Below are 13,356 nucleotides of genomic sequence, written 5' to 3' on the forward strand. Positions count from 1 at the left end.
TCGTCCTCTCAGACCAGCTACAGATCGTCGCCTTGGTAGGCCTTTACCCCACCAACTAGCTAATCTGCCATCGGCCGCCCCTATAACGAGAGGTCCTAAGATCCCCCCCTTTCCTCCGTAGAGCGTATGCGGTATTAATCCGGCTTTCGCCGGGCTATCCCCCACTACAGGACACGTTCCGATGTATTACTCACCCGTTCGCCACTCGCCACCAGGATTGCTCCCGTGCTGCCGTTCGACTTGCATGTGTAAGGCATGCCGCCAGCGTTCAATCTGAGCCAGGATCAAACTCTTCAGTTCAATTCCTGTTACTGTTTTCGGTTCTCAAGAACCGGTCGCTCACTCAACGTACTGACGAATTGTTCAATCATCTTGCGATGAAAAAACCTTCCTTTCATTACTGTGTGAGACTTGATACTTTCGCTTTCGCGGCAAACCCCGAAAGGCCCACCGCCGCGTCGCCATCAAGCGCCCACACTTATCGGCTGTTAATTTTTAAAGATCGGTTACGCATTCACCACCAAACCGGCACCGCGTTGCATCACCCTCACAACCCTTCGGTACCGCTTCGTTCTGCGTCGCTGCATCAGCAGCAGAGAAACGAGATTATGAAGAACTTCCGCTACGTCGTCAACAGGTTTTTTGCACCAGCCTGACCTGCCCAACCCGCCGAAAGCCTTGCCACTGCTGGCTCTCCCGCTCCCCGCGCTCCGCTGTCCGAAGCGCGAAAGAACGAGATTCTAGCGACCCAGCACATGGCTTGCAAGCGCTATCAGGAATTTATTTCACGGGGCCTTTTGAACCGGCTGCGCTTCCTCAATCGCTGCCGGCCCTGCCTTCGGAGCCAAGGTGCGTGCAGTCGAAGAGCCGATCGTCCAGTCATGCAGCACGGTGTATGCGACGGCTAGCAACGTGGGCCCAATAAACACGCCCAGGAAGCCGAACGCAAACGCACCACCAAGAATCCCCAGCATCACCAGAATCAACGGCATATCGCTGCTCTTGCCAATCAGGATAGGCTTGATGACGTTGTCCGACATACCCACCGCGACGACTCCCCAGATAACGAGAAAGATTGCCCAGCCGGTCGCGCCACCGTGGTAAAGCCAGATTGCGGCCGGCAACCAGACTATGACCGGACCGCCCGGAATGACGGACAGAAAGAAGGTTGCCAACCCAAGCAACGCGGGCGCCGGCACACCGGCGATCCAGCAGCCGAATCCGGCTAGTACCCCCTGCACCAGCGCCGTACCGAGAATGCCGTAGACAACGCCTCGCACCGTGCTACCCGCCAGCGCCAGCAGATAATCCGCCCGCTCGCCAGCAATGCGGCGCATGCCGGCGTTCAACCATGCTGCCGCACCCTCACCGCCGGTGTAGAAAAAGAACGCCAGCACAATACTGAGCGCCAGCAGCCCCAACCCATGCGTCACCGCAATCGCAGCAGCCAGAATCCATCTACCCGCAGGCGCGGCAAGGGTTCGCATCTGCGCAATCAACTCGGAATTGCCGCTTGTCAGATGCGCCCAGAAGGCCTCGATATTAGGACCGACCAGCGGTATCCTCACCACCCAGTCCGGCAGATCAGGCAAGCCGTCGTCGAACAGCTTGTGCACCAGAGCGATGATCTCGTGTACGTGGGCGCCGAAAGCAAATCCCGCGTAGACGAACGGACCCAGAACTACCACCAGGATAATGAGAACAATCAGTAACGCCGACAGCTTGCGTCGACCTCCGACGACCGCCGTCAGCTTGCGGTACAACCCCCAGGAGCTATAGCTAAGAATGGCGCCCCACAGCAATGCAGTCGTGAATGGCGCCAGCACAAGTAACGAACCGCCTACCAGTACGATCAATGCAAACACAGCGGCAAGCCGCTCGATCAGTTGGTCCGATTTCACTTTGAATCCCCTCGTTGTGTCAGACCACAACGCCACTCGGGTGCACACTCATAGGCGCGACGCCGAAGGCGGTCGGTATGGAAGTCCACCGCTTAACGACCTCTACCTTGCGTCAACCAGGACGTCCCGGTCAACCCGCCGGATGGCCTAAGACAGGTTGCTCCAGTCCTCCGCGACCACGCCTGCGCCGGGCTGCACGCGGCGCGATCCGCCACGGGTGACATACAAATGATAGGACGGCACAGAAAAGACTAGAATATACGGTTCTGTGCCCCCATTCCTGGATTTATGCGCTCGCGAATCGCCAAACGTCTCCCCCCTGATGCCGACAAGCTGGTCGGTCTTTCGCTCGCGCTATTCGCGTCGGGCAGCCGCACCGAAGACCGCTTCTGGGAAGCGAAGCTCGATGCGCTGCTAACCAAGATCGTTCGCAACGCCAACCAGACAACGCTGGACGCCGCGCTCGACCATCTCCAGCAGAATCATCCGGATGCATACGGTGCGCTCGCCGACATGGCGGAAACGCATAGCGAATCGTTCATCATCGAGCACGAGGGCATAACCTACGAAGCGTTGCTGATCGCCGCACCGGTGCTGGCCTGGACCCGCTATGCCATCCCGTCGGGTCCGCTGAAGAACGACTCGGCGGACGCGCTGCGCGCCCATCTGCAGGCGCACGTACTTGCCGCCGGCACACGCGTGGCCCTGGCGCCATTCCTGTACAGCATCGATCAGTTGCCCCGCCATCACGTCGAAACGTGGCGCATCGCGCAGCAACTCACGCAAGCGGCGCTCGGCGCAGGCGCTGTAAAAATCAATTTCGGCGAACTGCCCGAGACCTCGCCGATCCTGGCCGATCCGCGCTTTCTGCTGGCTGTGGTCGCGGCGCCCGTCGGCGCGCCGGTATTTCGCTGGCAGGAAGAGGAGCACGGCAACCGCATCGAGCGCGGTCAATGTCTCGAGCAATGGGCTACGCAAGGGGGTGCCAATCTGTCGCTGGCGCTTCCGGGTTGCGAATTCGAGTGTTTGTTGCCGGACGCCTACTATTCGGCTTGCCGCGACGCAGACGAACGCGTGCGTCCGCATACCGTGCGCACCGCCGTGCGCTATCTGTTCGACACCATCAGCGCGGCGCCAGCCGATTTGCGAGCGGTGGTCGCGGGCTTCGGCGAGCGTCGGATCGACGAATATCGCGTCGGCTTCACCCGCCGCGGCAGCAATGATGTGATCTACGGCGTCGTGTGGCCGTTGTACGGCCGTGAAAACGGCGAGCCGGGCATCGACGAGGAGCCGCAAGAAACGGCGGCCGACAACGGCCCGCTCGAAGAAATCGTCGCACTGCTGAAGGAAACCGGCGTAACGGACATCCGGCGTCACGCGGGCCGTTTCGAGCCTGAATATTGCGACGACTGCGGAGTGCCGCTCTACGCGGACCCGCTCGGCGAAATCGTACACGCCGAAATGCCGGAAGACGCAGAACCCGCGCAACCGCATTTCCACTGACGCGACCAACGGTGACCGCGCAAGCGGCACCAGGCTGGCGCGGCCAAACCGCCTGCCACAATGAAACGGCCCGATCGGCTTGCGCTGATCGGGCCGTTCGCTTTTTTCAGGACACCAGCACCGGCCATGACAATCATCCTATGTCTTCTGGCCAGGCCGTCAAGAAGCAAGGAATTTGTCATCATGGCGCTGGTGGCGCATCGCAATGCAACCGGCTTCCTCTGCCGCAAGCGAGCATCGCGCCACCACGAACGATTCATATGGAGGCATGGCATGCGATTCTTGGTTCTCAACTCCGACGCGGAACGACGTGACGGGCTCAAGGCTCTGTTGCGGCAAATCGACCGTCAGGCGCGTTTTAACGAAGCACAGGACTGGCGCCAGGCTGACCGGGCGTTGCGGCGGCAACCGCCCGATCTGCTGCTGATCGACTGGCAGGACTGGATGTCCGTCGCCGAAGTACGCCGGGTGTTGGCGGAGCACGCCGGCCTGAGAATCGCGGTGCTGACCCACGATACGTCGCCCAGATGTGTGCGCAGCCTGCTGGACAAAGGCGTGCTTGGCGTGGTGCTGCGCGACACCGACCCGCGCCTGATCGTGCGTGCGCTCGAGATCGTGCTGCTCGGCGGTCACTATGTCCCGGCCGGGGCACTGTCACTGCCGCCACCACCGCAAGCGGAACCCGGCCCTCGCGAACCCGAGGTCGTCAACATCAAGCCGCCGCCGAAGCGCACCCGGCTGGCGAGCGGCCTGTCGCCGCGCCAGGAGCAGATCATGCGTTGCGTGCACATGGGCAGCACCAACAAGATGATCGCCCGCACACTCGGTATCAGCGAAGGCACCGTCAAGATCCATCTGTCCAGCATCTTCCAGCAGCTTGGCGCTCCCAACCGGGCCGCCGCCGTGGCGCTCTACAACGGCTGGCTATCCGCCCAACTCGAAGTGCTGCGCAGCGACCAGAACGGCCCTGCGCGGCCGGTAATGGGCGAGCCCGGGGTGGTCCCGCTGCGCCGCCGCAGGCCGGCGCAGTTCACTTACCCGTTGCCGGCCAACGACACCACGGACACCCTGCCGATGGCCGCCGAAGCCGTCGTTCCATTTGGCGATCCCGAGCCCGACGAATCGACCTGACGCCCACCGGCAGGGCGCTTAAGAAGTTTGATCTGAGCCAGGCAAGCCGTGTCTTCTCCCGGCTGGCACGGAATCCGCTCACACCTTTTTCCGTCCAACGAGTAATATGAGATGTATGGGTTTCCTCTACACACCGCTTCCGCTATGGGTCGCTGTCGGTGGCTGGGTCGCCACCGCGCTGCTGCTCGCGCTCGCGCTGTGGAAAAATCCGTTCAAACGGCTACAAGACGGCACCCTGCAACACGTCTGGCTGGCGATCATCGTTGCCGTCTCGGTACTGTGGGCGAGCAATGCATGGCTCGACGACGGCACCGTGATGCATCTGCTCGGCGCGACGCTCGTCGTCACGCTGTTCGACTGGGCACTGGCACTCATCGCCATGGCTGCGGTCACTGGGCTCGCGGCGGTCGTGTTCGATGCACCGTGGCAAGGCATCGCGCTCACTTTTATCGTCTACGGTGCATTGCCGGTCGGTATCTCGGCGTTGCTGCAACGGGCTTGCATTGCCTGGCTGCCGCGCAACCTGTTCATGTTCATCTTTGGGCAAGGCTTCGTCTCGCCCGCTATTGCCGTTGCTCTAACCGCGAGTGCCGCGGTGGGCGTCCACATCGCGGTCTCCGGCGGCTCGATGACCGTCATACCGGTCGGCTACGCGTTCAGCATCTTCCTGCTGGCGACCGGCGAAGCATGGTTCACCGGCATGTCCACGGCGTTGATCGCAGTGTATCGGCCTGCGTGGGTCACCACGTACGACGTACGCCGCTACCGGCTCGGCGGCCCGCGCATCTGACGCGCAACATCACGCCGGGCCACGGCATCTCTTCGAAGAAGAAGGTCCCGCGCCGCATCAGCATCAATCTGCTGCTACCGGTGGCAATCGACAGTAATAATCCGTCGTCTCCCAAGTACGATTGGAGAACGGCTACCACGACAAGTCAAAAATTTTGTGTCAGGATTGAACTCCTCCCTGCCGTCAGGCATCTTACGTGCCTGATGTCTCAATAGCGCCTACCGAACTAGATGGATCGCACCAACGTACCGCGCCGATTGCTGCGGGTGGCCGGCCGGTTAGCGACATATGCAGCAAGTCTCTCGCTCATGTGCATCGCTCCCGCATTCGCCGACCAACTCGAACAGCACAACGAACTCGTCCAGAAATTCGTCAATGATATGCACGCCGACCCGCTCGTGGCCGACTGTGCAGCGCATGGCAGTTTTGTCGCCAGCACCTCGACCGTTTTCGATCACGTCGAATTCCCGCCAAGCTCCTTCGATAGCGCTCATTCCGCGGTCACGCCGTGGAACGATTCGTTCGACGAAGGTAAGCAGCATGTCAAGGTCGACAGCATCGTCACCGTCGAAGGACTCGGCGTACGCAACGATGGCGGTGGCGACCCCTCCGACCTGAAATTCCGCTGCGGTTATCTGGGCAGCCAGATGCTCGCGTTTAGCTGGAACGATCCAGTGCCCATGCCTAAACCGCGCGCCGAGCCGTCATCCGGCAAACACAAAGGCGGTAAGGGCAAGCACTCGACGGGCGGCAAGTCGACGAAGAAATCGTCCGGCAAGAGTTCGAAGAAAAGCCACCACTAGCAAGTGCCGCAGCAGGAAAGCTGCGGCGAACCAGACGCAATGGCGCGCTAGCGCTTAGGTAAGCGCGCTTCCAGCAACCGCCCTAAGCAAACGTCTCCACGTGCCGCAAGATTGCCTGCAGCATCGCGGCGCCCAAGGACGCACTGCGCTCGCCATTCCAGCCCACTCGCTCATCCGGCAGATTCGCGTTGTCCTTGAACGGCATCTCCAGCGTCAGCGACAGGCAACCGAACTCCTTGCCGATGTACTTCGACGCCAGCTTCAGCGCATCTTCACGATACTTGCTCGCCGCGTAGCCGTACTTGTCCTGGAAGTCCGGACTCGCGTGCTTGAACGCCTCGATAAAAGCCTTCTGCTCCTGTCCCTGCCGCTCGGTGAAGCCCGGCAACATCTCTGAACCCGCCACGAACACATACGGCAGCGCTTCATCGCCATGAATGTCGAAGAACAGATCGCAACCGGTCGCATGAATGGCGTCGCGCACCACCAGCACTTCAGGGCTGCGGGCCGCATCGGGCTCCATCCACTCCCGGTTCAGATTCGCGCCGGCCGCATTGGTCCGCAGATTTCCATGCACGCTGCCATCCGGATTCATGTTCGGCACGATGTAAAACACCGCATGGTCGTAGAGCTTGCGCGCGACCGGGTCGCCCGCCCAATCGCCCCAGCCGGCGAGGCGCTTGACCATACCTTCGACGAACCATTCGGCCATCGTTTCGCCAGGATGCTGACGCGCGATGATCCAGATTTTCTTTTTCGGCACATCACCGGTTTGCGGCGTGCCGAGTGTGAGCAAGGACATCGGCCGGCCTTCGACCGTCACGCCCAGTTCGGTCAACGTCGCCTGCGGCATCTGTTGCACGGCGCCGAGAAACTCCGAATGACGCTCTTCGCCATACGGCTCGAAGTACGCGTAGTAGATACGGTCGAAGTCGGGCGTGTGGTCGATCGTCAGCACGCGGCCGTCGTACGAGGTCGGCACGCGGAACCAGTTCACGCGGTCGTAGCTCGCCGCCGCCTGATAGTTGCGCCAGCCTTCGGGGAAGGCGCAGTCGGCGGCATTCTCGAAGGTCATCACGCAGCGCTCGCCTTGCGCCCCGGACAAGCGGAAGTAGAACCACTGCGCGAAGTCGGCGCGGCTGTCGGGCCTCACGCGCAGACGGATGTTGCCGGCCTGCTCGCAGGACAGAACTTCGATCGCGCCTGCGTCGAAGTTGCTAGTAATAGAAAGTGTCATGATCTTTTTCCCGGGTGATGTACCCGTTGCAGTCGGTGCGGTCCGCGTTCCTGCTCAGTATGAGCGCTCATCGGGCCGCTCACCTGGAGGCTCGCCCGGTCTCATTCGGCAATACGGCGGCGGAATACGTAAGTCGAATCGTTCGATGCGTCGGCGTCGAACGTATAACCCTCGGCATCGAAGCCCTTCAGTTGCTCCGGCGCGTCGAGACGGTTCTCGACCGCGTAGCGCGCCATCAGGCCGCGGGCGCGCTTCGCATGAAAGCTGATGATCTTGAAGCGGCCGCCCTTCCAGTCTTCGAACACCGGCGTGATCACCGGCGCTTCGAGCAGCTTCGGCTTGACCGACTTGAAGTACTCGCCCGAAGCGCAGTTGACCAGCACCCGTGCCGCGCGCGCGTTCTTCTTCAGTTGCGCATTCAGGGCCTGCGTAATGCGCTCGCCCCAGAACGCGTACAGATCTTTGCCGCGCGCGTTGACAAAGCGCGTCCCCATCTCGAGCCGGTAAGGCTGCAGCAGATCGAGCGGCCGCAGCAGCCCATAAAGCCCAGACAACACGCGTACGTGCTTTTGTGCAAAGTCCAGATCCGCTGACGACAACGTCTTCGCGTCGAATCCTTCGTAGACGTCACCGTTGAACGCGAGCACCGCCTGCTTGGCATTGCGGGTGTCGAACTTCGGCGACCATTCGGCATAGCGCTGGAAGTTGAGCTGGGCCAGCGGATCGGAAATGCTCATCAGCGTGGAGATCTGTTGCGGCGACAGATGACGCAACCCGCCGATCAATTCGGCAGCGTCATCGACAAAATCGGGGATCGTATGCTTTTTGACGTGCGGAGGGGTTTCGTAGTCGAGCGATTTCGCCGGCGACAGAACGATTATCATAGAGGCTTGCAGGCACGCCGTGCCTGGCGTTAATGACGAAAGCCAGATTGTAACGAATGCCCGCCTCCCCTGCCGCACCCGCCCTGCGCGTGGTCCTCGATTCGAATGTCTGGATCGACATCCTCGTGTTCGACGATCCGCATACGCGCCCTATCCGCGCCGCCCTCGAGAGCGGCGCGCTCGAAGCGTTGATCGACGCCCGCTGCCTGGCCGAACTCACTTACGTGCTCGACTACCCGCAGTTCGCGAAGCGCGAGATCGACAAGGCGGCCGCCCTCGCCACCGTGACGCGCCTGACGCAACTCGTCAAGGTAGCGCCCGAACCGGAACCCGCACAGACTGCCACGCCCGCTGAAACCCCGCGCCCGCTGCCAAAGTGCAAAGACCGCGACGACCAGAAGTTCCTCGAACTCGCCCATGCCGCAAAAGCCGACTGGCTGGTGTCGAAGGACCGCGCGGTGCTGAAACTCGCGCGCCGCATCGCCCGCGACTTCGGTTTCCAGATCGCCCAGCCGGCGCCGTTCGTCGCCGCCTGCGCGCTGCAGGCCGACGAGCCCGCGCCGGCCTGACGCACGCGGCGCGCCCCAATTCCCTACAATCGAAGTTCGCCCGTCTTCAAAACCACCGCATAAACACCGACAGCGCCATGAATTCACCGCACGACACGCCGATGATTCCGTCGTTTCCGTCCCGTCTGCCAAGCGTCGGCACCACGATTTTTACCGTGATGAGCGCGCTCGCCACGGAAAAAGGGGCCGTCAACCTCGGTCAGGGTTTTCCGGACTTCGATTGCGATCCGCGTATCGTCGACGCGGTGGCCAAAGCCATGCGCGACGGGCACAACCAGTACCCGCCGATGGCAGGCGCCGCACCGCTGCGCCAGGCCATCTCCGACAAGCTCGCCAACCTGTACGGGCGCCGCTACGACGCGAACACCGAGATCACCGTCACGGCGGGCGCCACCCAGGCGTTGCTGACCGCGATTCTGTGCGCAGTGCATCCCGGCGACGAAGTGATCGTGGTCGAGCCGACCTATGACAGCTACCTGCCGTCCATCGAACTCGCCGGCGGCAAGCCGGTATTCGTGACGCTGGACGCGCCCGAGTACAAGATCCCGTTCGACAAGCTCGCCGCCGCGATCACGCCAAAAACGCGGCTCCTGTTGATCAACACGCCGCACAATCCGACCGGTACGGTCTGGCGTGCCGAAGACATGCTCAAGCTCGAAGAAATCGTACGCGGCACCAACGTGCTGATCCTCTCCGACGAGGTCTACGAGCACATGGTGTATGACGGCGCGCCGCACGAGAGTGTTTCGCGCTATCCGGAGCTCGCGCAACGCAGCTTCGTGGTGTCGAGCTTCGGCAAGACCTATCACGTGACGGGCTGGAAAGTCGGCTACGTAGCCGCGCCAGCAGCGCTGACCGCTGAATTCCGCAAGGTCCACCAGTTCAATGTATTCACCGTCAACACGCCAATGCAGGTCGGCCTCGCCGAATACATGCGCGACCCGGCGCCGTATCTGGACCTGCCGGCTTTCTATCAGAAGAAACGCGATTTCTTCCGCGCCGGCCTCGCGAACTCACGCTTCAAGCTGCTGCCCTGCACCGGTACCTACTTCCAGTGCGTCGACTATTCGGCGATCAGCGATCTGCCCGAAGCCGAGTTCGCACAATGGCTAACCAGCGAGATTGGTGTCGCGGCCATTCCGGTGTCGGCGTTCTATCACGAGTCGCATGAATCGGGCGTCGTACGCTTCTGCTTCGCGAAGCAGGAAAGCACGCTCGCTACCGCGCTCGAGCGGCTGGCGCGTCTCTAGCATGACGCCCGCGATGCTGCGAACGAACCCGCGTTCTTCGCCATCGCATGGGGTTGCGGCGCGCGCATGCGCGCCGCTGCCGCCGATGCACGCAGATCGCGCTTCGGGCCGCTCACTGCTTCGTAGTTGCCGCGATATAAGCCTTGCGATCCGCCGTCACGCGTTGCGCCGCCGGCCGTTCGCCGATGGCCTTCACATAGGCCTTCCAGTCGATACCGGCTTCGAGCAGAAAGTCGCGTCCGTAGATATTCTTCGTTGCCATGCCGACAAGCGGCAGATTCACAAAGCCCACGGCATCGGCCACACTGCATTTTTTCCCGCGCAGGAACGGCGCGAACGTCGCGAGCCGCTTGAACCCGGCAACGTGACGCGCCAGCCGCTTTTCCACGCGCCCTTTGGTCGCGTCGGTCAACGTGCCGCCGAAGAAGGCCTCCTTGTAGAGATCGCGCGCCACGAGTTCCAGATGCAGGTCGATGAACGTAATCAGTTCGCGCTCTTTCGCCGCTTCCCACGGGTCCGCGGAGAAAATTCCTTTCTCGGGAAAGCACGCGTGCAGATACTCGATGATGGCCTGCGACTCGCACAGATCGCCCTGCTCGGTCTGGATAAACGGCACCTTGCCGAGCGGCGAATGCACCAGCAGCGACTCGTCCTGGCTCGTCATCACGAAGCTTTCCTCGAATGGAATCTCGTGTTCAAGCAGCACGAATTTGACTTTGTTGTAGTAGTTGGACAGTGCAAAGCCGCACAGTTTGATCATCGGGTGTCTCCGTCTGACAGGTGGTCTAAGCCGCTCAATGGAATTGCGCTAGCGGCCTGTGAATCAATCATCCAGTAAATTGCACGAGCGTGCTATTCTAAAATAACCATGGAGTCGAGCAACCCAATGACCTCTCGCAATTACGCCATCGAGACTATCGGCATTGTTGGAACCGGCGCAATGGGGCGCGGCATCGCGCAGATCGCCGCCCTCGCAGACCTGAAGGTGCGTCTGTACGACACCAACCCGGCCGCCGTGAGCGCGGCGCTCGATTATCTCGCCGACACCTTCGCCAAGCTCACCGCTAAGGGCAAGCTCGACGAAGCGCGCTCGGCAGCGGCTCTTGCCAACGTCTCCGGTGCGCAAACCATCGGCGATCTGGCGGATTGCGATCTGGTGGTCGAAGCGATCGTCGAAAAACTCGACGTCAAGCGCACGCTCTTTCGCGAACTCGAAACCGTCGTCAGCGGCCGCTGTGTGCTGGCATCGAATACGTCGTCACTGTCGATCACCGCGATTGCCGCCGGCTGCACCGACCCGTCGCGCGTGGTCGGCTATCACTTCTTCAACCCGGTGCCGCTGATGAAAGTCGTCGAAGTGATCGACGGCCTGCGCAGCGATCCCGCAGCCGGCGATGCGCTGATGGGCCTCGCGCGCCGCATGGGCCACACGCCGGTGCGCGCGAAGGATATGCCGGGCTTCATCGTTAATCACGCCGGCCGCGGGATGAATACCGAAGGCCTGCGGGTGGCGGGCGAAGGCGTCGCGGGCTTCGTCGAGATCGATCGCATCATGCGCGAGCAGGCGGGCTTCCGCCTCGGACCGTTCGAACTGCTCGATCTGACTGCGCTCGACGTCTCGCATCCGGTGATGGAGTCTATATATCACCAGTTCTATGAAGAGCCGCGTTTCACGCCATCTCCGATCACCGGCACTCGACTCGCGGGTGGCCTGATCGGCCGCAAGACCGGCGAAGGTTTTTATCGCTACGACGACGGCAAGCAGCAGGTGCCCGCCGAAACGCCCGCGCCGACGCAATTGCCTAAACGCGTGTGGGTCAGCAAGCGTCACCCCGAAGCACGTAAGGCGGTGCTGGAACTCGTAGCGAAGGCCGGCGTGACGCTCGATGAAGGCGACGCGCCTGCTGCAGACTCGCTTATCGTCGTCACGCCGTTTGGTTACGACGCGACCACGGCCGCAGTCGAAGAAGGTCTGGACGCAAGCCGCGTCGTCGCCGTAGACGCGCTATTCCCGCTCGTCGCCGCACAACGCCGCACGTTGATGACCACGCCGGCAACAACGCGCGCCGCGCGCGATACAGCGCATGCATTGCTCGCTGCAGACGGTGTCCCCGTCACCGTGATTCGCGATTCGACCGGTTTCGTCGCGCAACGCGTGGTGGCGACGATCGTCAATATCGGCTGCGAGATTGCGCAAAAGCAGATCGCCACGCCCGAAGACATCGACCTCGCCGTGACGCTCGGACTGGGCTATCCGCGTGGCCCGCTCGCGCTTGGCGACGCACTCGGCGCGAAAACCATCCTCACGATTCTGCGCAATATGTTCAGCGCGCTGGGTGATCCGCGCTACCGTCCGTCGCCATGGCTCGCGCGGCGTGCGCAACTCGGCCTCTCGCTGACGCAAGGCGATGCAGCCGACGCATCTGATGCAGCCAACCCTGTCAAAGCGGAGAACCAGTCATGAGCGCCGAACTGCTGACCTCGCGACCGGCCGAAAGCGAATCGACGCTCGTCCTGACGCTCTCCAACCCCGGAGCACGTAACGCGTTGCATCCCGACATGTACGCCGCGGGCATCGAAGCGCTCGATAGCGCCGAGCGTGACCCCTCCGTGCGCGCCGTGGTCCTGACCGGTGCCGATCAGTTCTTTTGCGCCGGCGGCAATCTGAACCGGCTGCTCGAAAATCGCTCGAAAGACCCTTCTGCGCAGGCGCAAAGCATCGACATGCTGGGCGAATGGATTGGCGCGCTGCGCGCTTCGTCGAAGCCGGTGATCGCAGCGGTCGAGGGTGCAGCAGCCGGCGCCGGCTTCTCGCTCGCGCTCGCCTGCGATCTGCTCGTCGCCGCCGACGATGCCAAATTCGTGATGTCCTACGCGCGAGTCGGTCTTACACCGGATGGCGGCGGTTCATGGTTCCTCGCGCAGGCCCTGCCCCGCCAGCTCGCGACCGAAGTCCTGCTTGAAGGAAAGCCGATTGGCGCGGCACGCCTGCACGAACTCGGCGTGGTCAACCGGATCGCCAAGCCCGGCGCGGTGCGCGATGCCGCCATCGCCTGGGCCGAGGATCTCGGCAAGGTTTCGCCCAATGCCACGGCGCGCATCAAGACGCTGATCGCTGCCGCGGGTGCGCAACCCCTCGCCGAACATCTGATAGCCGAACGCGACAACTTCGTCGCTTCGCTGCACCACGGCGACGCGCTCGAAGGCATCACCGCGTTCCTCGAAAAGCGCGCCCCGAAGTACAAATGAGCCCCCTGACCCCGCGGATAAGCCAGTGAACCAGCGAGC

General features: G+C 62.2%; 12 protein-coding genes and 1 rRNA gene. 8 read left to right on the forward strand and 5 right to left on the reverse strand.

Features of this window, described 5'->3' with window-relative positions:
- Positions 1 to 300, reverse strand: a 16S ribosomal RNA gene (locus tag P3T20_RS04365); the annotation flags it as partial.
- A 485-nt stretch (positions 301 to 785) separates the two neighbouring features.
- The gene (locus P3T20_RS04370) at positions 786 to 1,901 is read right to left on the reverse strand and encodes an AI-2E family transporter (protein WP_074265280.1); all 1,116 of its coding nucleotides are present in this window, start codon (positions 1,899 to 1,901) and stop codon (positions 786 to 788) included.
- Between the two features lie 288 nt (positions 1,902 to 2,189).
- Between P3T20_RS04370 and P3T20_RS04375 the strand changes: the two genes are divergently transcribed.
- From P3T20_RS04375 to P3T20_RS04390, 4 genes are all read left to right on the forward strand, one after another.
- On the forward strand, positions 2,190 to 3,404 hold the full coding sequence (locus tag P3T20_RS04375) for a DUF2863 family protein (protein WP_074265281.1): 1,215 nt from the start codon (positions 2,190 to 2,192) through the stop codon (positions 3,402 to 3,404).
- Between the two features lie 273 nt (positions 3,405 to 3,677).
- Entirely contained in the window at positions 3,678 to 4,535 is an 858-nt protein-coding gene (locus P3T20_RS04380; RefSeq protein WP_074266144.1) for a LuxR C-terminal-related transcriptional regulator, read from the forward strand.
- Between the two features lie 115 nt (positions 4,536 to 4,650).
- Positions 4,651 to 5,325, forward strand: a complete 675-nt coding sequence (locus P3T20_RS04385; RefSeq protein ID WP_074265282.1) for an energy-coupling factor ABC transporter permease — start codon at positions 4,651 to 4,653, stop codon at positions 5,323 to 5,325.
- Positions 5,326 to 5,555: 230 nt separating this feature from the next.
- The gene (locus P3T20_RS04390; RefSeq protein WP_074265283.1) at positions 5,556 to 6,128 is read left to right on the forward strand and encodes a BspC domain-containing protein; all 573 of its coding nucleotides are present in this window, start codon (positions 5,556 to 5,558) and stop codon (positions 6,126 to 6,128) included.
- An 82-nt stretch (positions 6,129 to 6,210) separates the two neighbouring features.
- Here the strand turns inward: P3T20_RS04390 and P3T20_RS04395 are convergent, their stop codons facing one another.
- Complete coding sequence (locus P3T20_RS04395) at positions 6,211 to 7,365, reverse strand: M14 family metallopeptidase (protein WP_429286201.1); 1,155 nt, start codon at positions 7,363 to 7,365, stop codon at positions 6,211 to 6,213.
- Positions 7,366 to 7,466: 101 nt separating this feature from the next.
- Positions 7,467 to 8,249: a peroxide stress protein YaaA gene (yaaA, locus tag P3T20_RS04400; protein ID WP_074265285.1), complete on the reverse strand. Its 783-nt coding sequence runs from the start codon at positions 8,247 to 8,249 to the stop codon at positions 7,467 to 7,469.
- Between the two features lie 56 nt (positions 8,250 to 8,305).
- On the opposite strand from yaaA, the gene P3T20_RS04405 reads away from it, so the two are divergent.
- A complete protein-coding gene (locus P3T20_RS04405) occupies positions 8,306 to 8,818 on the forward strand; it encodes a putative toxin-antitoxin system toxin component, PIN family (RefSeq protein ID WP_429286202.1) in 513 nt (170 codons plus the stop codon).
- Positions 8,819 to 8,895: 77 nt separating this feature from the next.
- A complete protein-coding gene (locus P3T20_RS04410) occupies positions 8,896 to 10,068 on the forward strand; it encodes a pyridoxal phosphate-dependent aminotransferase (RefSeq protein WP_429286203.1) in 1,173 nt (390 codons plus the stop codon).
- A 112-nt stretch (positions 10,069 to 10,180) separates the two neighbouring features.
- Here the strand turns inward: P3T20_RS04410 and P3T20_RS04415 are convergent, their stop codons facing one another.
- Positions 10,181 to 10,828, reverse strand: a complete 648-nt coding sequence (locus tag P3T20_RS04415) for a glutathione S-transferase (protein ID WP_429286204.1) — start codon at positions 10,826 to 10,828, stop codon at positions 10,181 to 10,183.
- 126 nt (positions 10,829 to 10,954) lie between these two features.
- Between P3T20_RS04415 and P3T20_RS04420 the strand changes: the two genes are divergently transcribed.
- A complete protein-coding gene (locus tag P3T20_RS04420; protein ID WP_429286205.1) occupies positions 10,955 to 12,532 on the forward strand; it encodes a 3-hydroxyacyl-CoA dehydrogenase in 1,578 nt (525 codons plus the stop codon).
- Positions 12,529 to 13,317 carry an oxepin-CoA hydrolase, alternative type gene (locus tag P3T20_RS04425; RefSeq protein WP_429286206.1) on the forward strand — a complete coding sequence of 263 codons (789 nt, stop codon included), beginning with the start codon at positions 12,529 to 12,531 and terminating at the stop codon, positions 13,315 to 13,317. Before P3T20_RS04420 ends, P3T20_RS04425 begins: the two co-directional genes overlap by 4 nt.
- The last annotated feature ends 39 nt before the right edge of the window (positions 13,318 to 13,356 follow it).

Source organism: Paraburkholderia sp. GAS206C (genome assembly GCF_050435645.1).
Taxonomy (GTDB): domain Bacteria; phylum Pseudomonadota; class Gammaproteobacteria; order Burkholderiales; family Burkholderiaceae; genus Paraburkholderia; species Paraburkholderia phenazinium_B.